Genomic DNA, 22,912 nt, shown 5'->3' on the forward strand with positions numbered 1-22,912 from the left:
TAGATAAGATATGAAACGCAATTCACTAAAATATTTTAAACTATCTGGATTAATGCTTTCCCTTTTATTGGGAGGTTGTGATCTCAATGAACAACACTATTCTTCGGTTACGCCGGATATCTTTTTTACATCAAAAGAAAGTACGTACGCCGTCCTTGCCCGCCCGTTTACCCACTGGCGTTGGTTTATTGGTGCCGACCGTTGGTATCTACAAGAGTTGACGACGGATGCGATGACCTGTCCACAGCGTGCTGAGGATTGGTATAATGGAGGTGAATACTTCCGCTTGCAGTACCATACGTGGAATCCGGACGATCGTTTTGTAGAAAATACGTATAATGGAGTCGGAGGGGGTATCGCTCGTACGATGTCTGCTAAACAAGATCTCGAGGCATTGGATTACTCGACGGTCGGCATGACTGACCAGGACAAGGCGGATCAAGTTCAACAACTAGAAGCTTTGATTGCATGGTTCTATATGCGTGGTCTTGATTTCTTTGGTGGAATGCCCATATACGAGTCGACCCAAGACGAGCTACGGCCAAGAGCTACGGCACAAGAAACATTCGACCACATAGAGGGATTGCTGAAAAATGCAATTCCGAACTTGAAGAAAAAGACGGAATTAGGTGCATTCGAAGATGGCTATATCAGACAAGCTGCCGCTGCTGCCATGTTGGCACAGCTTTATTTCAATGCCGAAGCTTATACCGGGCAAAACCGATTTGCGGAGTGTGCTGCAATTTGTCAAGATATTATTAACGGCGAATATGGTGTCTATGAACTTGACAATACATGGTGGGGACCGCACGGTTTCGATAACGACCGCTCGCCTGAAATAATTTGGGCGGCTCCTTCCAAAGGCGGTTCCACAACAGATGCCGCATGGCTTTGGTACTGGAGATATTTTTATCACCAGGAAAGCGGTAAATATTTTGGCGGAGTCTCCGGAAACGGAGCGCCATACAACGGTTTTATGCTCAGTCCTTCCCGCAAACCTACGGGACAAATATATACGGAATTTAAATTAGGGAACCCTTACGAAAAATTCCATGATAATGATCTCCGAAAAAGGCCTTTTGTTTATAGAGGTAATAAGAATTACGAAGGTATGTTCTTGGTGGGTACACAAACAAACCCTATAACAGGGGAATCCACTAAAGGAACAAAGGCATATTCTGGAGAAATCCTGAATCTAGTTGATATTGTTGCACCTTTCAAGGAACTTAATACCAAGTATGGTGGAGATCTGTCCAAATTGCCTTCAAATATTCAAGTAGGCGAGGAAAACAGTGGAATACGTCTGGTAAAAGTTCCGCAGCCTAATTTAGCGGATCAGCCACTTCAATTTGATCCGGATGCACCTGTTATTCGTCTTGCTGAAATTTATTATATGCTTGCAGAGTGTAAGCTTCGGGATGGCGATACAGGAGCAGCTGCCACGTTAATCAACACGGTTCGTGAACGGAACTTTGCAAATAGGGTAGATCCAGACCCAGTGACAGCTGCCAATCTGGATAAATACAGAATGCTGGATGAATGGCTGATTGAATTTCTTGGAGAGGGACGTCGTCGTACTGATCTTATTCGTTGGGAAGCATTTACGCAAGAGAAATGGTGGGATCACGAGCCGACAGATAACACGAAAAATAGATTTCCAATCCCATACTCTGCTATTTCAGCAAATAACTTATTGTTACAGAATCCAGGATATGGAGGAAATAGCAAATAATCAATTTAAATCATTTAAAGAGAAAATAATCGAATCATGACAAGGAAAATATTTTTCAAATTATTAACGTTAACCCTGCTCTTCTTTATCGGATGCAGTGAGGATGAGCGACTTGTTAGAAATCCAGCTCCCGAAGAACCTACGGATATAGTCGTAAAAGAGGGTATGAATCTGGTCGGTAAGCTTACAGATGGCGATACACCTGTTGTTGGCGCCGTTGTCAGTGATGGATATACCACGACGCTGACAGATGAGGAGGGTATTTATCAGTTAGAAGCAAACGAACGTGCAAAATTTGTCTTTGTTTCTGTTCCATCAAACTATGAAATACCCATGGAGAATGGATTACCGAAAATCTATCATGCATTGCCTGCGGACAGGAGTGATGTTATACGACGGGATTTTAGTCTGAAAAAACAGGCTGTGGTAAATAAATTTCAGTTGCTGGCACTAGCCGATGTGCAAATCGGCCAAACGGTAGAACTGAACTGGTTGCGTAATACAGAAATACCGCTAATAGCAGAGTATGCGAATAGTATGAAAACCGAGTCACCGGTGTACGGGATTTCTTTGGGAGATCTAGTTTGGGACAACATGGCCTATTTCCCAGAATACGCGACGGAGATAAAACGTCTACAACTGCCGGTATTTCAGGTTATTGGTAACCACGACCATGACCGGACAGTTTTAATGGACGATTATAACGCAGCACGCCAGTTTGAAGCGAATTTCGGACCAACCTATTATTCCTATAATATCGGAGATTGTCATTTCGTCGTATTGGACAATGTTAATTTTAACGGGCATAGTGATTATAGCGCGCATATTACACAAAATCAGCTTGATTGGTTGGAAGAAGACTTAAAACATGTAAGTAAGGATAAACTTATTATATTGGGTACACATATCTATACATCAAGAAGAGACCGTCCAAATCTAGGCGTTAGCAATAAAGAGGATCTCTATAAGCTATTAGAAGGCTATAAAGTGCGCATACTAACGGGGCACTTGCATAATAACCGCATGACAACAATCAGCGAAGATATGGAGGAGAATAATTTGGGGTCGGTCATGGGGGCTTTTTGGAACTATTTATGTAATGATGGTAGTCCGCGTGGGTATGCTGTTTATGAGATTGAAGGCAATGAAATTAAAAACTGGTATTATAAGGGTACGGACCAATCAAAAGATTACCAAATAAAGATCTATAAACCAGGACAAGCCGTAACAGCCTCTAGACAAGATGGTGTTATCATCAATATTTTTGCTTGGCATACCAATTGGACAGTTAAAGTGTATGAGAACGACGTTTATAAAACTACCTTAACGGAGAATCTACGGTTTGAGATGGATAGGGATGCGTACGATGCTTATTTTGGAGACGATAAACCTGCTCATCGCCCTTCTGCCGAGCCAGAGGCCTATAACGATCACATGTTTTATTATAAACCGTCGGCCACTACTGGAATTACCGTTAAAGTGGAAGCAGAAGATCCTTATGGGAATGTTTACGTTGAGCGCGTAACGTTATAGAATGATTAAATGCAAAGAAAAGGTGAATTTTTTTAATTTACCTTTTCTTTTTATAAATCTCCTGTAGCTGCAAAGCGTTTACTATAGCGGCTGTCGAGGCCGTATTATTGAAATAAATATAAACTTCCTTGAACCCAACCGCATTTACTTCATCATAAAGTGTTTCAACCTGTTTTTGGCTGTATTCTGAATAAAACAATTTGGGGTTGCCATGCATACGTACGTAGCCTATCGAAGTAGTTTGTTGGATTGACGTTGGTAGTTTAGGATAATTTACATTGCAGAAAGTAATGTTATGTTCATGAAGTATTTTGATCACGTCTTCCCGCCACCAGCTCTCATGCCTGAATTCGACCACATTTTTAAAGTCGGTGTTCATCACCCGTAATACAGCTTGCAATCTATCTTCATTATAGCTGAAACTTGGTGGTAGCTGCCAGAGGATACAGGCCAATTTATCTTTAAGCCCCTCTTTACTAATCTGATAAAATGCTGCTATCTCCTCATCACATTGTTCCAGTCTCCTAACATGGGTAATTAGTCTAGGAACCTTAAGGCTAAATTTAAAATCGGCAGGAACTTTATCATGCCATGTCAACAAATTTTCTACTGTAGGGAACTTATAAAATGAACCGTTAAACTCATACGTATTGAAGTGTTTTGAATAGTAATTAAACCACTCTTTTTTGGGGAGGTCATTTGGATAAAACAAGGTTTTCCATGATGGTGTGGCAAAACTGGAGCATCCGATAAATAATTTGTTTTTCATGTATACTTATCTTTTGATAATATAACATGAAAGGGACTAAGACAGTTTTATTCATTAATAACCCAATACCGAATGGCTTTTAGCGTTTTATAATAGTAAAAAAGCTCCAAGTTAGTCTTGAAGCTTTGCCGTAGCGGGGAGCAGGATCGAACTGCCGACCTCAGGGTTATGAATCCTGCGCTCTAACCATCTGAGCTACCCCGCCGTTTTCGTGTTGCAAATATAGTAATAAGTCGTCATTTCCAAAGGTAAAAAATAATTTTCATCTCTTTTTTTTCTTCTCATCTCACAACTTTCTCATTTTTAATTTAATAAATATAAGGCACCATAAACAACGGAATGTTAGATCAAAGAAGGTTTTGTATCTAACGAAAATTAATTCCGTTATTCTTTTTTGAATCACAAAATAAAATTGTATACTTACGGACAGACAAAAATAGCTTGGTTTTATAATTAACCAAAAGAATTATATGGAAAAGAAAGAAGAAATTCACTTAGAATATATCATAAATTCATCACCACGGATTTTATTCCCGTTTATTCATGAACCCAATGCATTGGCCCAGTGGTTTGCTGATGACGTTAATTATAAAGAAGGAATTTATGAGTTTATATGGGATGATGAAGTAAATCGTGCTAAGTTGGTGTCTGTAAAGGAGAACAAATGTGTGCGCTTTAAATGGTTGGAGGATGAGCCTTATTATTTTGAAATAGAAATTATCCAGGATGAGCTAACCAATGATGTAGCTCTTGCTATAACCGATTTTGTAAAGTCTGATAATTTGGAAGATAGGAAGCAAATATGGAACAATTCTGTCGGCTATCTTCAAAGTGTTATAGGCGCATAAGCTAGATTACTTACCGAAAAAAATAGTATCTTTGTATCCGTATCGCGATGAGCAACAAACGGTGATATGAAGAAGATACACTTATTAATTTTACAAGCATTTATTAGGCCATTCATGGTATGTTTTTGTATCGTGATGTTCGTTCTATTGATGCTTTTTTTATTTAAGTATATCGATGATCTTATCGGAAAAGGTTTTGAGTGGTATGTATTGATGGAGCTTATAGGCTATCAATGTGCCGTTCAGTTGTCTATGGCACTGCCGCTTGCCATGTTGCTTTCCTCTATTATGACCTTTGGCAACCTCGGAGAAAGCTACGAACTGGTTGCTATCAAAGCAGCCGGATTTTCGTTGCGAAAAGCCATGACGCCACTTATCATTCTGGTAACCTTATTCGCGGGAGGTTCTTTTTTATTTTCCGATTATATACTACCCGTGGTCAACTTGAAAATGGGTTCGTTATTATGGGATGTGCGCAATAAGAAAGCAGACTTTCTAATTAAGCCCGGAATCTTCAATAAATCCATTCCTGGTTATTCGATTCGTGCCAAGAGTAAGAGTGAAGATGGGACGATATTGTATGATTTGATGATTTATGACCATCGAACAGGAAACACGGCAAATAATGTGTTGTTGGCAAAGGAAGGTTTTATGCATAATTCTGCCGATAACAACTATATGATCTTACGCTTGAGGGATGGTGTTCGATATGAAGAGTCGCGAGTGAAGAATGCCAAACGGTATGATCCACGGCAACAATTCACCCGCTTCCGTTTTGCGGAAACAGAACAGAAGTTTGATATGGAAGCCTTTCAGATGAAACGGACCGATGAGAGCCTGTTTAAATCGCATCATTCCATGCTGAACTTAAAACAGCTCAAATTGTATACGGATTCTAATCGGTTGCAACTGGATAGCGTTTCTCGGCAGATATTAACGGAGACTCGAAGCTATGTCTCTTACTTTTCCCCTTATTATCGAGTTGATACGGTGACGCAAGTAGCTGCTGAGGAATTTCAGAATTTTCTGGCAGACTATGTTCCGGAAGACCAACGTCGAGGTGTCTTGAGCAATGCTTTGAGTCAAGCGCAGCAGATGAGCAGTGTCTTGGAAATGAAAGATATAGAATATAGGGCTTTTGCCGAAAGAGACATTCGTTATCATATCGAGTTTCATCGAAAATTTACGTTGGCCGTATCCTGTTTATTACTTTTTGCTATCGGCGCACCGCTGGGCGCGATCATCCGTAAAGGAGGTTTGGGATTGCCTGTCGTGGTGGCTATCATTTTCTTTCTGATATACCACATTATATCCACGATGGCAGAAAAGGCTGCAAAAGACGGTAGCATGGACCCTTTTATAGGGATGTGGATGGCGATTATTGTCCTTACACCGTTGGCTGTATTTTTAACATATAAATCGACTACAGATTCCGCATTATTTGATGTAGATCAATATAAACAGAAGGCAGAACGAGCTTGGAAATGGGTCGCTTCTAAATTTAATAGAACGAAGTTATAACCTAGGGATTTTGACAAGTTCGTTATACAAAACAGCATAAAGAAATATCCATGATTGTAAACCACAAACACGAATGAGTACAACTGGATATTCCATATGACCATTAAAAGACAAATTATTTACATATGAAATCTACCTTTGCATAGATAAGAGCATACGAGATGGAAATAAAATTAAATACGATAGAGGAGGCGATAGAAGATATCAAGGCGGGGAAAGTCGTCATCGTGGTGGATGATGAAGATCGCGAGAACGAGGGTGATTTTGTTACAGCTGCCCGAAACGCCACACCTGAAATAATAAACTTCATGGCAACACATGGTAGAGGGCTTGTATGTGTTCCCTTGACACAGGAGCGCTGTGAAGAATTAAATCTTGGCTTGATGGTTGGACAGAACACGGCGGTGTATGAAACCAATTTTACTGTTTCGGTAGATTTGCAGGGGTATGGCTGTACAACTGGCATTTCAGCTTCTGATCGATCAAAAACCATTCAAGCGCTTATCAATCCCGATATTAAACCTGAAGAATTGGGGCGTCCAGGACATATCTTTCCGTTAATCGCAAAAGACGGTGGCGTATTGCGTCGTACAGGTCATACCGAAGCAGCTATCGATTTGGCCCGCCTAGCGGGGTTTGAACCGGCAGGTGTATTGGTGGAAATTCTGAAAGACGATGGCGAAATGGCGCGTCTTCCGGATTTGATCCCGGTAGCGGAGCGATTTGACCTCAAAATTGTTAGTATTGAGGATTTGATCGAATACCGGTTGAAACACGATTCCCTGATCCAAGAAGAGCAGACTGTTCAAATGCCAACACAATGGGGTGATTTCAAATTGAAGGCATTCACACAAAAAAATACAGGTGAACAGCACCTTGCTTTATTCAAGGGAGAGTGGGTGGAAAACGAACCTATTTTAGTAAGAGTACACAGTTCCTGTATGACGGGGGATATTTTTGGATCGTGCAGATGTGATTGTGGTCCACAGCTTCATAAAGCGATGGAGATGATTCAGGAAGAAGGCAAAGGCATTGTTGTTTATATGAACCAAGAAGGGCGTGGAATAGGTCTGATAAACAAGCTTCATGCCTATCGTTTGCAAGAAGAGGGAGTGGATACGGTCGATGCTAATTTACAGTTAGGCTTCAAACCCGATTTGCGGGATTACGGTGTTGGAGCGCAGATTTTACGACATATGGGCGTTTCAAAAATGCGCTTGATGTCCAATAACCCTACTAAACGCGCTGGGCTTGTCGGCTATGGATTGGAAGTCGTTGAAAATGTACCGATAGAAATAGAACCAAATCCTTATAACGAGAATTATCTCAAAACAAAAAGAGACCGGATGGGGCATTCTATCATGAAGAATTTATAGGAGAAAGGCACAGAAAATCCGAACAAAATGAAACTATTGAGATACGACATCATCGTGTTATTGCTAGTCACCGTTTGGAGTGGTTGCGGAAGCAATCGAACGGATGAACAAAAATCTTCTGATCAGTTGACAGCTCAAACCTTTGCGGATAAAATAGAAGAAGTAGAATATTTGCAGTTGGTCGATGTGCGGACGCCCGAAGAATTTGAAAAAGGGCATATCGAAGGCGCTATCAATATCGACTGGAATGGTACTGATTTTACCGAACGAATTGCTAAATTAGACACAGAGAAGCCAGTTTTTGTATACTGTTTAAGTGGAGGAAGAAGCAGCAAGGCTGTCGAAAAATTAGAAGAGATGGGGTTCGGGCAAATATATGAACTACCGGGCGGTATGATGGAATGGCGCGCAAATAATCTACCTGAAAGCACAACCAGCGAAACAGCGGTGGGAATGAATATGCAGCAATATCAAGCGTTAGTGAAATCAGATAAACTGGTATTGGTTGATTTTTATGCAGACTGGTGTGCTCCATGTAAGAAGATGGAACCTTTTCTGAATAGTATAGCTGCCGATATGGAAGATCGACTTACGCTTGTTCGGATAGATGCCGATGCCAACCCGGCACTATGCCAGGAACTCGGCGTGGAGGCATTGCCATATTTAAAACTATACCAAGGGGATGGATTGATGTGGGAGCACTTGGGGTTTATTGAAGAACCCGAGCTAAGGAAACAGCTGAAATAAGAATATTCCCTTGGATAATTTACCGGTGAAATATCCGCTAGTCATTAACGGTTAGTTCGCCTCGTATATTTTTTTCGACCCAATAAGCAACAGCTTCTTGATCAGTTAATTGTCCTTGCAAGTACATGAGTTTTGTGACGGCGGCTTCAAAGGTCATATCATATCCATTGAGAACACCGAGTGCCTTAAGCCCCTGAGAGGTTTCATATCTACCCAATTCCACAGAGCCCACTTTGCATTGGGAAATATCGACTATGTTTTTGCCCTTTTTCACGGTATCCTCCAACATATCAAGAAACCATTTATCCGTCATGGTATTCCCCGACCCAAATGTCTCCATGATAATGCTCCGTACATTGGAATCTAAAATAGATTGAACGAAGGCAGGGCTGATACCCGGAAACAATTTGAGTACACCGACACGGTTATCTAACTCGGTGTGCATGATAAACGCTTTATCCGTATTATCGAGCAAAGCTTCACGATTGTAGTTGATGTGTATACCTGCCTCTGCCAGAACGGGATAGTTAGGAGAGCGGAATGCTTCAAATTTCGCAGAGTTATATTTAAATGAACGGTTTCCCCGGAACAGTTTGTTGTCGAACAGAATACAGACCTCCTGTACAATAGATTTGCCATTTTCCTTTGCAGAAGCTATTTCCAAAGCGGTCATCATATTTTCCCGTGCGTCCGTCCTGATTTCCCCGATAGGGAGTTGAGATCCGGATAGGATAACAGGCTTTTGAAGTCCTTCCAACATAAAACTTAAAATCGAAGCAGAGAATGACATCGTATCGGAGCCATGTAAAATAACGAAACCATCGTAATGGTCATGGTTATTCCGGATAATCTCTGCCATTTCCACCCAAATGGTAGGATTCATATTGGATGAATCAATAATGGGGGTAAAGGAATGTACGGTTAGTTTATAATCCAACCTCTCCAAGTCCGGTAGATTACGGGCAATCAATTCAAAGTCAAACGGGACGAAGGTGCCGCTTTCGACATCTTTTACCATCCCAATCGTACCACCCGTATAAATAATAAATATATTTTGCATGGTCAGTGTTTAGATACCAAATATTTTCTTCGAATTGCGCGTTGTGATTCGGGCTACCTCCTCGATATCGATTTGATGTAAATCAGCTACTTTTTGAGCGACATGGTAAAGATAGCTACTCTCATTTTCCTTCCCTCGATGCGGTGACGGAGCTAGGTAGGGGGCGTCTGTCTCCAGCACAATATGCTCCAGGTCTATCTCTTTAACCACCGCGTCTAGCCCAGCTTTTTTAAAGGTCACAACGCCGCCTATGCCTAACGTAAATCCCAAATCAATAGCATGTTTCGCTTGTTCGAGTGTGCCGGTGAAACAATGGAGAACGCCAAACAGTTTATCGTCTTTTAATTCCTCCAAAAGGATGAAAAGCTCATCAAAAGCATCTCGACAATGAATATCAATCGGCAACCCCATAGTCTTCGCCCAGTCCACCTGAATGCGGAAAGCATCACGCTGAAAATCCAACGTACTTTTGTCCCAATATAGATCTAGACCGATTTCTCCAATAGCATATATAGTATGTTTAGATAGCATACGTTCCAGCCGTTGCAGCTCCTCTTTGTAATTTTCTTTGACAGAACACGGGTGCAACCCCAACATGGGGAAACAATTCTCCGGATAGGCATTGACGGTTTCCATGACAAGAGAGACGGAGTCGATGTCTACATTCGGTAGAAACAAACGCTGAATGTTTTTATCGAAACAGCGCTGTAGATGTTCGTCCAATTTGGATGTTCCCGCATGGTAGTAAATGTGCGTATGCGTATCAGTAAATGTGTAAGAGTCAATCGACGTTATCATAGCGGGCTAAATTTAGGGTTTTCGGAGCACAACACCTAACGGCCGATAAAAAAAGCGAAGCTTATAAAAGTTCCATACGTTTAATGCTAAATTATTAATAGTTCATGCAAAATCCCTAATTTTCGTTATTTTCTACACAACTACCTTTTTCTAATTTAGTGCGCTAAGAATGTTACCTGCTATATGAAGCACAAACGTAAACCGTATTCTTTACCATTTTTTGTCCTTCATAGCTCGGCACAGGAATCCATGTGCCAAGAATATGAAGGTATAGATTTCAGCCGTTACAGCCATGGGGTACTTGCACCTATTTAGACGAGGAGTATTCTCTTCCTCTTTTATTTTTGTTAAAAAATAAATACGGTACAGGTCAGAAGAAATAGCGGATTTTATGGGTTTTAGAGAGCGGCGCAAAACCACCTACTGCTATATTTGTTATCTTATATATGGGTACACTAACTTCGATTGCGACGGCAGTACCTCGATATGGGCAAAAACAGATGCAGATATTTGAGGTCGTAAAAAAAATACATGCCAACACGGAAGAGGATGAACGCAAACTACGGTTTATGTACAGATCCAGCGGTATTGATACCCGTTATTCGGTCGTCCCTGATTTTTGTCCCAACATAGAAGATAGTAGACTTTTGGTCAACGATGGAGATGCGATAATCCAGCGAAAGCTTGAAGACCGGCTAAAAATATATGACGAGGAAGCGATTAGATTAGCTGCGGAAGTCGTAGAAAAATGTTTGCCAAATGATACGGAACCAGATAAAATTACCCACCTGATAACCGTTAGCTGTACGGGTGTCAAAGCACCTGGGATAGATATAGACTTGATTCAACGTTTCAACCTGCGGAGCGATATTTGTCGTACGTCTGTAAACTTCATGGGCTGTTACGCGGCTATCCATGGTTTAAAGCAAGCACATTATATTACAGAAAAGGACCCCGATGCGAAGGTATTGCTCGTATGTGTAGAGCTGTGTACCTTGCATTTTCAGACCGACCGGACGATCGATAACGTGACCAGTACCATCATTTTCGGAGATGGAGCTGCTGCCGTACTGATAGAAGGTGATAATGCGCGTACTAGTGGTTGGCGGTTAGCGGACTTTTATAGTGAAATAAATTTTGACGGTTTGGATGATATGGCGTGGCGGATTTCAGCGAATGGGTTTCTCATGACCTTGACCAATCAGGTCCCCGCTATATTGGAGCGCACCTGCGATGCGGTCATTAGGCGTGCGTTACAACGCTATAACATAAGAAAAGGGGATGTTGACCTATGGTGTGTACACCCCGGCGGAAAAAAAATATTAGAAGCTATTGAGCGAGGTGCCCATATTACAAAAGCGCAGCTGGACGCTAGCTACGAAGTACTCCGCGATTACGGCAATATGAGCAGCCCCACCGTACTCTTTGTACTAGAAAAATTGATGAAGAATACCCCAGATCGTGCGAAAGAAAAGAATATGGTTGGCATGGCGTTTGGCCCTGGCTTAACTTTGGAAACTTTTTACATTTATCATGTCTGATTTTCTAAAACGAAGTGACGAAAAGGAATTGTTAGACAACCCATCGGTTCCTTTTGAGGATATTAAGCAGACCATGCAAGAGCTGGGTACGATAAACACTTGGCTGGGTGGGCATCGTACGACTTTGGAGGGCCTGAAGAAGCTACTAAATAACAGAACGAAAGTTAGTGTTTGTGAAATTGGTTGCGGAGGAGGCGACAATTTAGTCGTGATTCAGAAATGGTGTCGAAGATACGGAATCGAAGCAGAGCTTACAGGTATAGATATCAATCCGCATGCTATTGCGTATGCGAAGTCACGTTATGGCATATTGGACATCCAATTCATATGTGACGATTATCGAGCGAATACACTTGTTAAAAAGCCAGATATTTTTTTTAACTCACTGTTCTGCCATCATTTTGATGAGGGAGATTTGGTCGAGATGCTGCGTTGGATGCGCGTAAACAGCCGATGCGGCTTTTTTATAAATGACTTACACCGTCATCCGTTTGCCTATTACAGTATTAAATGGTTAACCAAACTATTTTCGAACTCTTATCTAGTCAAACACGACGCTGCGTTATCTGTGCGGCGCGGATTTACCAAAGCAGAGTGGATGAATCTGTTTGAAAAGGCAGGCCTTAGCGGGGCAACTATAGACTGGCAATGGGCTTTTCGATATCTAATTGTGTGCAGGAATGGAGGGTATTGATTATGATATTGGCATTGTTGGTGCCGGCTTAGCTGGCTTAACCGCAGCTATACAGTTACGGAAAAGGGGATATTCTGTTGTAATCTTTGAAAAAAACAGTTTTCCTTTTCACCGTGTTTGTGGTGAATACATCAGTTTCGAAAGCTGGGATTACCTCACGGATTGCGGTATTGATCTTGCCGGTATGACGTTACCGGTTATTAAAAAGATACAAGTAAGTAGTTTAAGCGGAATATTGTTGAACGCGGATCTCGATCTAGGCGGTTTCGGTATTAGCCGTTATACAATAGATGGATTACTTGCTATGCGTGCGCGGGAGATAGGAGTGGAAGTTCAGGACAACTGCAAGGTAGATCATATGGAAATGTGCTCAGATTATTATTTAATTCACTCGTCCACTGCAAATGTCCGGGTACGGATGGCTATTGGTGCTTTCGGAAAACGCAGTAATATTGATGTAAATTGGAAACGTGATTTTATATCGAGGAAACCAAATGCACTCAATAATTATATCGGTATAAAGTATCACATTAAAACCAGTTTCCCAGACGATACGATCGCGCTACATAATTTTAAGAATGGTTATTGTGGTATTTCTAAAATTGAAGGCAACAAATATTGCCTATGTTATTTGACAACAGCATCTAACTTGCGGGATAGCGGCGGCATTAAAGAGATGGAGCAACGGTTTCTATATCAGAATGCCTATTTGCGGCAATTGTTTGAACAAAGCGAGTTTCAGTATAGCCAACCACTCTCGATTTCTCAGATTTCATTTGATACAAAGGAACCTGTTTTCGCCCGTACGCCACTTGTCGGCGACACGTGTGGTATGATCACACCGATTTGCGGGAATGGGATGAGTATGGCTATGCATAGCGGGAAACTGCTCACCCAACTTGTCGACAAATATTTACAAAAACAGCTCTCACTAGATGACATGCTAGCCGCATACGTGGAAGAATGGAAAAAGCAGTTCGCTGTACGTCTGCGGACCGGACGCTTCGTACAAAGCCAATTGGGCAAGGAATGGCGAACGAATCTGTTCGTATCGTTGCTGAAAAAATTCCCTGCGATAACTAATCGAATCATGGAAAAAACGCACGGTAGAAACTTCTGAATTGCAAAAAGGCGAACGGGATAGTCTTCCGTTCGCCTTTTTAAATAAAATAACTAAAGAATTAATTTACGGCCACTGAATCGGCCGGTGCTTCTTTAGGGCCGGGTATGATATCAACCAATTCCACATCAAAGACTAACGGTGCATACGGAGGGATTTTTCCCCCACCACGTTCACCGTAACCGATGCTTGATGGGACCAGTAATGTTGCTTTTGTACCTTTATTCAATAACTGCAAACCTTCTGTCCAACCTTGGATTACAGGGTCATGGCCTACACGGAAACGGATCGGCTCGTATTGACGCATCGGATTAAATGTGTTCTGTTTTTTTGCCAACTCTGCATCATTTGTGTCGAAGATCGTACCGTTAACTAACGTTCCAGTATAATTTACGACGACCGTATCACCAACAACTGGCTTGTTTCCAGAACCTTCTTCTTTTACGATATATTGTAAACCAGAATTTGTTTTCTTAGGCTCCAACTTGTTTTTCGCGATGTAGTTTGCTAGTTTGCCTTCTTCAGCTTGTTTCAGTGTTTCGATTTCTGCTTTGAAATATTCGTCCACCTGTGCATACATAGCTGAATCTGTTAGATCACCTTTTTTGAAGTGCTTTCTTACTTTAACTTTGAATTCAGCATAGTGATCTGCAAACTCTGGTTTAGGTTGTCCTGTTTTTGCAGCCATGGTGTCTAAATTCAGCCGGAAAACAGCGCTATCGCCTTCTCCTAACATTTTGAACATCGAATTATAATCGCCAGCGTATAAACCTGGGATAGAATCTGGAGCGATGTTTACAATCTGAGGCAAACCGATATCGTATGTACTTTGCAATAGGGAATCCTTACGATCCGATGTTACGATCATGTCTACCGACAATAAATCGCCTGGCTGGGCTTTTTCTGCTCCTGCGTCTTTAACAATGTTATATTCAAGACCGCCTTCGCCTTTCTTGAAGTTTTGGCAACTTGTTGTAGCTAATAAGCCCACAGCAGCCGAGAGGAATAAGATTGATTTCTTCATTCTGATATAGTCACTTTAAATTTTATGTTGTTAATATTTCTTTATATGTTGGCAATATAGATTTGAACTTGTTTACGGTCTGGCTGAGCGTCTCTGTCGAACTCCCCCCCGAAGCGTTTAAATGTCCTCCTCCATTAAAGTACTTTTTACATATTTCATTACATGGAATCTCTCCCGTCGACCGCAAAGATAATTTAATTAATTCGGTTCTGTCAATAAATAACGCAGCTAATCGTATGCCTTTAACAGATAAAGCATAGTTTACCAATCCTTCGGTATCTCCGGTAGTGACTTGGAACTTTTCCAAATCCTCTTTTGTAACCGCAAATACAGCTGCATTGTATTCCGGAATAACCTCCAGACAGTTTAATAAGCAATACCCCAAGAACTTCAATCGATTTTCAGTGGAGCTGTTGTAAATATGTTCGTGTATTTCCCAGTTCCTAGCTCCAGCTTCGATAAGTTTCGATATAATCAGGTGTACAGCTGCGGTAGTAGAACGGAATCGAAACGAGCCGGTATCGGTCATAATACCTGCGTAAAGACAAGTGGCGATTTCCGGTGTTATAGCCGCCGCATCTTCATAAACATCGGAGATAAATGTATATACCAGTTGAGCAGTTGCCGCCGCCGTGGCATCCCAATAACGAAGGGAAGCAAAATCTTCGGGATCCAAATGGTGATCTATCATCCATTTTTGGCCGTTTGCAGCCCGAAGAACAGGTTCCAAAATATTAGTACGGCTCAGTGCACTGTAATCCAAGCAAAAAATAATATCAGCTTGTTGTATAAGGCGTTCTGCTCCTGTAGTATCGTTTGGGAAGATAATAACATCTTCACGGCCGGGCATCCAATTTAGAAAATCCGGAAAATCAGACGACAATACGACCGCTACCTGATGACCTTTCGCTTTCAACCAATGATATAAACCTAAAGAGGAGCCAAGTGCATCTCCATCCGGTTTGTGGTGGGTTGTGATAACGATATTCTTAGGTTGGGTCAGTAAGTGTAAATTATTTTCTCCTGTCAGCATAAATCTTATAAGTGTGCAAACCTACTATTATTTTACGGGTTGCGGAAATTTTTGGAATGATCTCTTTCTTAAAAAATGTTAAGTTTTCCAATTCTGTTAATGCTTAAACGCATACAACTTCCTATCTCGTCTCACACAAAGTAAATAAGTCGCACTGTTGTAATCAATTTTTCCATAATAGAAATCTGGCAACGCTTCGATAGGAAAACCATCTCTTAACGATCCCTTTTCATCGAAAAGATAGACGAGGTAGTTTTTGCGGGAAGCGATACCCAAGGAGTAGCTATTCGATCCATCTGCAAAATACTGTGGACGATCGGTTATTTCTTGGGTAAATGTAAAGTCGAACAAAGCGCTGCTGTCTTGGATATTTTTTATCAGTAGATGCTTTTGATTGAGCATCGCCATACGATACGCGGCCCCATCTGTGCTCGGAAAATAGGAAATCAAGGAACGGTTTCCTCCTTGCTCCAGCTTATAGGTTTTAGGCTCTTCAACAAAATCCATCGTAAGCGAAATCTGAGCGGTGTCAACAGCGTATACTGCATGTCGGTTTTGTTCCAGTTGGACTATGGCTATCGGATTTTTAAACTGACTGTCGCCTATAATTTCTTCTTTAAGCAGATTGCCTTGCGCATCGAATTGATAGAAGTGACCATTTTCTGTACCTAAAAAAACTTGATTGTTGTAGACTTTAATATCAAATAATATTTTTCCGGCTAGATTCATGTCACCCCAGCTTTCCACCTTTTCGCCATCCACTGTATAGACCAGCAACTTGCGACCCGCAGGAATAAAAATCAACTGTTCTCCACCAATATTACTGATGGTAGGCGTATACGTAGGTTCGCTGTCCATACCGAGTGAAAAACTAGGTAACGAGTTGCCTTCAGGGTCAAACCGATAAAGCCTGTTTCGATCGGTTACCAATACAATGGAGCGGTCGTCCAATTGCTGGGCTTCCCCTACTATTCTTCCATGGAATACCGTTGACCATAGTTTGTTCCCGGAAGGGCTAATCGCATGTACGCTGTGGTCTTGCTCTTGGATCAAGATAAATTGACTGGTGTCCGAATGTTCGAAAACTTGTGGTGCGGTAATTGGTCGGTTGTTGAATTCGTATACCCAGTCGGCAGCAGCACCTAACGCATTTTTACTTTTGTATACACCATAAATACTGGATTGGAAATTACCATTATTGCCTGCGATTTGAATAGACCAAGAATAAAAATCTTGATAACCGAAGTTGTTCTTATCACGGAAGCTTTCACGATGGGAAGCTTTAAGAAGATTGCTGATCATAGAAGATGATGCGCTTGTACGTATGAAACAAGTGATATTAGCTTCGTTTCCCTGTATTCTCTCCGAATTTTTGAAACCTAATGTGTTAGTCAATAAGTTCACACGTCCCCAATCACGTCGGTATTCGACCAACAGGCTTTGATAGTTGGCTAAGACCAGAATATTCCGCACGCGCAAGAAATAGGGACGGGTGAATGATTTAAGTGGATCGCCATAAAGTGCATAGGGAATATTCGAATGGTTAAATCGATAAAGAGAATCCGACACCCTCGTGGCTATGGATGAGATAAATGCATCCAGTTTGGTAGAATCTGCGACCGAGATAAAAGCCAACTCGGTTTGATTACTTTGTTCTACCAAAGCAAACTCGTGGCCGAAAATAGGGTGTATATCTTCTTCAAAAGAGACATCCTTGCTTTTTTTTATTTCAGCAAACTGAGCTTGCAATTGGGGTAGCTCCCCACGTTGTTTCAATAACGCAAGCAAATCTTTTCGGAAGCTATCGGTGTCGCTGATAGCAAAAGAAAGGTAAGAAGCCGTGTTCTGGGGAAAGTAATTGTATAAAGTTTGTGAAGTTTTATGTTGGTTTCCGAACAGTTCTATATAGTTTTCTTTTCGATGAGCCGTCTCGCTTTCGCCGCTCAATATCAGCGCGTCGTTCTTGAAGCTTAAATTCCATGCAGATTGACCACCGAGATTGTCGAATAGTTTGATAAAATTACCTGCATTTCTGCGCATAAGGTGTTCAGCAATACGAGGTATCTGTTCATGAACAAAATATACACTGAGGGGCGAATTTCGACTGTTATTCTCTATAAAATAGTCAATTTCGTCTTTACCTAATTTAGGCGCACGCCTATCCATAACCTGATAAAGTAAACTTTCCGAATAAGATGCGAAGAAAATGTCTTTGTAGTAAACGATGTGGAATATAGAGTCTTTAACCCCTTTATCTAGGCTATAAATGCGATTCTCTAGTGTGTCTTTTTGTGTTACGATATAGATAGATGCTGCTTTTTCCAGGAACAAGTCAATTGCCTCTGCATCGATTCGCATCGATGTCGGAATAGTAAATAACGTGGCAATAGCCTCTTTTTCTGGATGGAAAGAAACGTATTGGTCGACTCCGTTTACATAGGGCTGGATAGTTGAATGTCGGAGAAGTTTTGTCTTCAGTGTCTGCCATTGTTCGAATTCCTGTCTGCCTACCATGGCTTCGAAGATTTCAAAATCTTTGAAGATGTTATCGGTCGTCGCATCATTTTGGAACGTGGCGACCAGAAATGTTTCTTTAGGAAGGAACGTAAGTGGACGGAGCGTTTCCTTTTTTTCTCCTTCTAAATTTGCAAAATAATATAGGGAAGCACCAACAATGGCGACGAACAATAAAATGGTAATGATAATCGTATTTCTCATCAAAGACAGTCTCTAACAGATTCAAAATTAAAAAAATAAAATGTGTTTGTGCCTTTTTGCAGAAAACGAAGCGAAAATTGATGACCTCCATGACGCCATGCCTCCGTAATAGCAAGCTTTCTAAACTAGAATGGTGTTTTGTAAAAATTAAAATACAATATGTGTTATATTTTATTACATTTATACCCACGAAAGAAATATCACTAGAATACGATCTCTTTTATGAACAAACAAATTATATTAATAGCATCTTTTTTCGGATTGACAGCTGTAATATTAGGGGCATTTGGGGCGCACGGACTAGAAGGGAAAATCAGCGATTACCATTTGGATACATGGAAAACGGCAAACCAGTATCACTTTTATCATACTTTTGCTTTGTTGTTCTTGTCCACTTTTTCTAGAGCAAAGAATGCCTCGATACGTGTTTCTTTTATCGCATTTACAATTGGTATTCTATTGTTTTCAGGCTCTTTATATTTGTTGAGTGTCCGTTCGTTGATCGGTTTGGAAGGGTTTGCCTGGCTGGGGCCCGTGACACCGCTTGGTGGACTTTGCTTTATGGTAGGATGGGTAGGGTTGTTTGTAGCTGCTGTCCGGAATCGGTCTTAAAATGTCAGAAACCTCTTTATTTCATAACAATCGGGAAACACTGTTTGTCGATGTTATTTTACCATTATACATCGCTAAAACCTACACCTATCGCGTTCCTTTAGAATCGAATGCCGATGTCGCCATTGGAAAACGCGTTATTGTACAATTCGGTCGTAATAAAATCTATGCGGCGATTATCCATAAGATTTCTAAAGAAGCGCCTTTAAGTTATGAGGCAAAGTATATACTCAATGTAATAGATGAAGAGCCAGTGGTTGATGCTAACCAGTTGGCTCTTTGGGAATGGATTTCCGGTTACTACATGTGCTATCTGGGAGAAGTTATGCAAGCGGCTTTACCAGCAGCGTTAAAGATGGCGAGCGAAACAAAAATTGTGGCGTCAGAAAATGTAGATCTGGATCGTTCGCTTTTATCTGACAAGGGATACATGGTCATGGAAGCGTTGGATGTGGCGGGAGAATTGACGATAAACGATATCGTTAAGCTATTAGGACAAAGCACCGTTTTCCCACTATTGAAGAAACTTTTTGATCAAGGATATATATTAATATCTGAAGAGATAAATAATAGATATGTGCCAAAGCGTAAGGCATGTTTAAGGTTTGCACCAGAGTTTGATGATGCCGAAGGTATACGTGGATTGCTGGATTCCTTAAACCGTGCTCCAAAACAGCAGGATGCGGTTTTAGGCTTCATTCAGCTTCGGAAAACAAAGTTGGATATTACTCGACAGGATATTATGGAGGTGACGGGCGTGAGTTCGGCGATCGTAGCCTCATTGATCGAAAAGGGCGTATTTACCGTCGAAGAAAAAATTGTATCCCGTCTAGGAGGTGAAGAGATAGAGATAACGGCAGATTTTGACTTTAATGCCCCACAACAGCAGGCTTTTGATGCGATAGAAGGTTTTTTTGAAAAGAAAGACGTTGTGCTTTTGCACGGTGTAACGGCTTCGGGCAAAACACAGATTTACATACGGTTGATTGAGCAGGCGATAGAGAACGGTAAAAATGCTTTATATCTTTTGCCGGAGATAGCACTGACTACACAGATTACCGATCGATTAAAACTGCATTTTGGGGATAAACTGGGCGTTTATCACTCGAAATTTAATGATAACGAGCGGGCAGAGGTATGGCATAAAGTATTGAAAGGAGAATATAGAATAGTTGTAGGCGCTCGTTCTTCTGTATTTCTGCCGTTTCAAAATTTAGGGCTGGTCATAGTCGACGAAGAGCATGAGAATTCTTATAAGCAATATGAACCAGCCCCGCGATATCACGCTCGTGATACTGCCATTTATCTGGCTCACCTACAACAAGCAAAAGTGTTGTTAGGATCAGCCACGCCATCGATAGAAAGCTACTACAATGCTAAAGCGGATAAATATGGTTTGGTGGAACTAAAAGAGCGCTTTGGAGAATCCCAACTGCCCGATATACAGATTATCAACGTAGCGGAAGAGGGGCGTAAAGACCAGATGTTTTCTTATTTCAGCGGTGTCTTGTTACAGGGTATAACAGATGCTTTGGAACGAAAGGAACAGGTGATTTTGTTTCAGAACAGACGTGGGCATACACCATTCGTACAGTGTAATACTTGCGGTTGGGTAGCCAAATGCGTGAACTGCGATGTGAGTCTGACGTATCATAAATCGACCAATCATTTGCATTGCCATTATTGCGGGCATACCGAACCACCGGTACAGGTTTGTCCTGCATGTGGAATGCCCCATATCGAAAGCAAAGGTTTTGGGACGGAAAGAGTAGAGGAAGAACTGGAATTGCTGCTGCCGCAAGCGCGGCTAGGACGTTTGGATTTAGACTCCACTAAAGGAAAATATGGATTTGAGAATATTATTACGGCGTTTGATGAACACGAGTTCGATATTCTTGTGGGCACGCAAATGGTGGCAAAAGGATTGGATTTTGGACGTGTTAGTCTAATTGGTATCATCAACGCTGATGCGATGATTAATTTTCCCGACTTTCGGGCCTATGAACGGGCCTTTTCGTTATTTTCCCAGGTGGCGGGACGTGCGGGGCGTCGAGAGCATAAAGGAAAGGTAATCATTCAAACACATACCCCAAATCACCGCGTGCTGGAACAAGTCATTCAGCACGATTATGAAGGTATGTTCATGACGGAAATAAAAGAACGCAAGAATTATCTGTACCCGCCTTTTTATCGTATCATTAAATTGGATGTTCGCCATACAGATAGACAGCATGCAAGCGATGCGGCTACTCGTTTAACCAATTTGCTTCGCGCACAGTTGGGCAATAGAGTATTAGGGCCAGAACCGCCGCTGATTTCTCGGATACGGAATCACTTTATTCAAACGGTTACTTTAAAAATCGAACGAAACAACGTCAGCATCGCGCGCGTAAAGGAATTAATCAACCAAGCGATAACACAATTTGGTATGGAAAAACAATACAAGGGCGTTCGTATTTCTATTGATGTAGATCCTTATTAATCCCCCCGCTCTTTCCACTGTTTGGCGAACGATTTATCTGCAAGATTTGGTAATTTGCGATGTTTGCCCCAAGTTTTCTTGAAGAAAATTTGCAGAAAGAAATTTTTTATTTTTCCACTGAAAAAATCGATCAGTCCGCGACGTTGGACGGCATAAGTAAATATTTTCCAAGTGCGTTTTTCCTTTTTTGACACTAGACCTTGCTGTACCGAATCCCGACGATTAAGTAAGGCCAACCGGAGGAAGTCGATGTCAACAGCACATGCTTCGAAGCATGTGCCACAAAGGGGGGAAGCGTAAGCCGGATGTTTTAGCTCCGATACGTTGTTTAAATTGGGAGGTACAAGTGAATTGATAAGGATCTGATAGGTGGTGTCATACCTTTGTCCGGCAATATTTTGGTAAGTGGGACATACATTTAGGCTGGCCTCACAACAAATGCAATAAAGAGCTTGGCGTTGGTCATTTTTTTCCAATACATTGGTCCGGCCGTTGTCCAGCAAAATAACGTACATTTCTTCTGGACCATCCGTGTCATGCACTTGTCGGGGTCCGCTTAAAATAGTATTGTATGTGATGAGATTTTGTCCCGTTCCATGGGAAGCGAGTAAGGGACAGAATAAATCCAAGTCGTTGATGTTTGGGATAGTTTTCTCTATTCCGGCTAATGCGATGTGTACCTTTGGAAAGGAGATAGTAAGTCTTGCATTCCCATCATTCTCCGTAATGGCAATACTGCCCGTATCAGCGATAATAAAATTTGCTCCCGAGATGCCTATATCCGCCGTCGTGTACTTTTTCCGTAACAATTTACCGGCTTCTATCGTCTGTTGTTCTGCTGAGGTATCTAACGGCGTTTCAAAATCATTCTCGAAAATCTCGATGTTTTGCTTTTCTAAAAATTTTTTAAGCTCGATTTCTTCAGCTACCATGGACTTGGATTTCACGACAGATTTCGCGTGATGACGCTCCATGATTTTTGATATCTCCTGACGGGCTTCTTCCGCATCATTCGCCCAGATCACCTGTCCGCCGTTTTTGGTGAAGTTGCTCTCAAAATCCAACAGATAGCGCTCTAGATTTTCGATGGTTTTCCACTTAATAAGATGGGCCTTCTTTTTCGAATTTTCCAAATCGAAAAATTTGCTCTTACTACGCTCGAACGCAAGATTATATTTGTCGATATTCATGTTGATAATCTCCCGACGGCGTTGGTCAAAGGATTTGACGGCACTATCTTTTAAAAATCTGTCTGCAACCTGCTCTCCCATGACAGTAAAACTAATCTTTTTTCGAAAGATAAG

At 41.4% G+C, this 22,912-nt stretch carries 19 protein-coding genes and 1 tRNA gene; 12 read left to right on the top strand and 8 right to left on the bottom strand.

All coding sequences use genetic code 11. The features are described from left to right. The first annotated feature begins 10 nt into the window (after positions 1-10). Positions 11-1,732 (top strand): RagB/SusD family nutrient uptake outer membrane protein, encoded by a 1,722-nt coding sequence (locus G5B43_RS06305; RefSeq protein WP_165293858.1) that lies wholly within the window; start codon positions 11-13, stop codon positions 1,730-1,732. A gap of 36 nt (positions 1,733-1,768) precedes the next feature. Then, on the top strand, positions 1,769-3,265 hold the full coding sequence (locus tag G5B43_RS06310; RefSeq protein WP_165293859.1) for a calcineurin-like phosphoesterase C-terminal domain-containing protein: 1,497 nt from the start codon (positions 1,769-1,771) through the stop codon (positions 3,263-3,265). 37 nt (positions 3,266-3,302) lie between these two features. On the opposite strand, the gene G5B43_RS06315 is transcribed toward G5B43_RS06310, so the two are convergent. Both G5B43_RS06315 and G5B43_RS06320 read right to left on the bottom strand, forming a co-directional pair. Then, the gene (locus G5B43_RS06315; RefSeq protein ID WP_165293860.1) at positions 3,303-4,034 is read right to left on the bottom strand and encodes a DUF72 domain-containing protein; all 732 of its coding nucleotides are present in this window, start codon (positions 4,032-4,034) and stop codon (positions 3,303-3,305) included. A 131-nt stretch (positions 4,035-4,165) separates the two neighbouring features. Continuing rightward, positions 4,166-4,239: transfer RNA gene (locus G5B43_RS06320), tRNA-Met, on the bottom strand. A gap of 265 nt (positions 4,240-4,504) precedes the next feature. On the opposite strand from G5B43_RS06320, the gene G5B43_RS06325 reads away from it, so the two are divergent. The 4 genes from G5B43_RS06325 to G5B43_RS06340 all read left to right on the top strand — a co-directional run bounded on the left by G5B43_RS06325 (position 4,505) and on the right by G5B43_RS06340 (position 8,526). After that, positions 4,505-4,882 (top strand): START-like domain-containing protein, encoded by a 378-nt coding sequence (locus G5B43_RS06325; RefSeq protein WP_165293861.1) that lies wholly within the window; start codon positions 4,505-4,507, stop codon positions 4,880-4,882. 66 nt (positions 4,883-4,948) lie between these two features. After that, positions 4,949-6,403 carry an LptF/LptG family permease gene (locus G5B43_RS06330; protein WP_165293862.1) on the top strand — a complete coding sequence of 485 codons (1,455 nt, stop codon included), beginning with the start codon at positions 4,949-4,951 and terminating at the stop codon, positions 6,401-6,403. Positions 6,404-6,564: 161 nt separating this feature from the next. Next, on the top strand, positions 6,565-7,779 hold the full coding sequence (locus G5B43_RS06335; protein ID WP_165293863.1) for a bifunctional 3,4-dihydroxy-2-butanone-4-phosphate synthase/GTP cyclohydrolase II: 1,215 nt from the start codon (positions 6,565-6,567) through the stop codon (positions 7,777-7,779). 27 nt (positions 7,780-7,806) lie between these two features. After that, the gene (locus G5B43_RS06340) at positions 7,807-8,526 is read left to right on the top strand and encodes a thioredoxin domain-containing protein (RefSeq protein ID WP_165293864.1); all 720 of its coding nucleotides are present in this window, start codon (positions 7,807-7,809) and stop codon (positions 8,524-8,526) included. Between the two features lie 37 nt (positions 8,527-8,563). Here the strand turns inward: G5B43_RS06340 and G5B43_RS06345 are convergent, their stop codons facing one another. Beyond that, a complete protein-coding gene (locus tag G5B43_RS06345; protein ID WP_165293865.1) occupies positions 8,564-9,586 on the bottom strand; it encodes an asparaginase in 1,023 nt (340 codons plus the stop codon). A 9-nt stretch (positions 9,587-9,595) separates the two neighbouring features. Continuing rightward, positions 9,596-10,384: a TatD family hydrolase gene (locus tag G5B43_RS06350; protein ID WP_165293866.1), complete on the bottom strand. Its 789-nt coding sequence runs from the start codon at positions 10,382-10,384 to the stop codon at positions 9,596-9,598. 183 nt (positions 10,385-10,567) lie between these two features. Here G5B43_RS06350 and G5B43_RS19485 point away from each other — a divergent pair, with 183 nt between their 5' ends. From G5B43_RS19485 to G5B43_RS06365, 4 genes are all read left to right on the top strand, one after another. Then, positions 10,568-10,699: a hypothetical protein gene (locus tag G5B43_RS19485; protein WP_262887162.1), complete on the top strand. Its 132-nt coding sequence runs from the start codon at positions 10,568-10,570 to the stop codon at positions 10,697-10,699. Between the two features lie 131 nt (positions 10,700-10,830). Next, positions 10,831-11,925 (top strand): type III polyketide synthase, encoded by a 1,095-nt coding sequence (locus G5B43_RS06355; protein WP_165293867.1) that lies wholly within the window; start codon positions 10,831-10,833, stop codon positions 11,923-11,925. Next, positions 11,918-12,619, top strand: a complete 702-nt coding sequence (locus tag G5B43_RS06360; protein WP_165293868.1) for a methyltransferase domain-containing protein — start codon at positions 11,918-11,920, stop codon at positions 12,617-12,619. Before G5B43_RS06355 ends, G5B43_RS06360 begins: the two co-directional genes overlap by 8 nt. Further along, a complete protein-coding gene (locus tag G5B43_RS06365; RefSeq protein ID WP_165293869.1) occupies positions 12,606-13,739 on the top strand; it encodes an NAD(P)/FAD-dependent oxidoreductase in 1,134 nt (377 codons plus the stop codon). The genes G5B43_RS06360 and G5B43_RS06365 overlap by 14 nt, the downstream gene beginning before the upstream one ends. 61 nt (positions 13,740-13,800) lie before the next feature. Here the strand turns inward: G5B43_RS06365 and G5B43_RS06370 are convergent, their stop codons facing one another. The 3 genes from G5B43_RS06370 to G5B43_RS06380 all read right to left on the bottom strand — a co-directional run bounded on the left by G5B43_RS06370 (position 13,801) and on the right by G5B43_RS06380 (position 18,514). Beyond that, complete coding sequence (locus tag G5B43_RS06370) at positions 13,801-14,763, bottom strand: FKBP-type peptidyl-prolyl cis-trans isomerase (RefSeq protein ID WP_165293870.1); 963 nt, start codon at positions 14,761-14,763, stop codon at positions 13,801-13,803. Between the two features lie 22 nt (positions 14,764-14,785). After that, positions 14,786-15,796 carry a DHH family phosphoesterase gene (locus G5B43_RS06375; RefSeq protein WP_165293871.1) on the bottom strand — a complete coding sequence of 337 codons (1,011 nt, stop codon included), beginning with the start codon at positions 15,794-15,796 and terminating at the stop codon, positions 14,786-14,788. Between the two features lie 96 nt (positions 15,797-15,892). Beyond that, a complete protein-coding gene (locus G5B43_RS06380) occupies positions 15,893-18,514 on the bottom strand; it encodes a PQQ-like beta-propeller repeat protein (RefSeq protein ID WP_165293872.1) in 2,622 nt (873 codons plus the stop codon). 222 nt (positions 18,515-18,736) lie between these two features. On the opposite strand from G5B43_RS06380, the gene G5B43_RS06385 reads away from it, so the two are divergent. Together G5B43_RS06385 and priA are read left to right on the top strand one after the other, a co-directional pair. Next, positions 18,737-19,126 (top strand): DUF423 domain-containing protein, encoded by a 390-nt coding sequence (locus G5B43_RS06385; RefSeq protein ID WP_165293873.1) that lies wholly within the window; start codon positions 18,737-18,739, stop codon positions 19,124-19,126. A gap of 1 nt (position 19,127) precedes the next feature. Next, on the top strand, positions 19,128-21,608 hold the full coding sequence (priA, locus tag G5B43_RS06390) for a primosomal protein N' (RefSeq protein ID WP_165293874.1): 2,481 nt from the start codon (positions 19,128-19,130) through the stop codon (positions 21,606-21,608). Here priA and G5B43_RS06395 read toward each other — a convergent pair. Next, entirely contained in the window at positions 21,605-22,879 is a 1,275-nt protein-coding gene (locus tag G5B43_RS06395) for an LUD domain-containing protein (RefSeq protein WP_165293875.1), read from the bottom strand. The two genes, priA and G5B43_RS06395, sit on opposite strands and share 4 nt — an antisense overlap. Between the last annotated feature and the right edge of the window lie 33 nt (positions 22,880-22,912).

The organism is Sphingobacterium sp. SGR-19, from assembly GCF_011043555.1.
Taxonomy (GTDB): Bacteria; Bacteroidota; Bacteroidia; order Sphingobacteriales; family Sphingobacteriaceae; genus Sphingobacterium.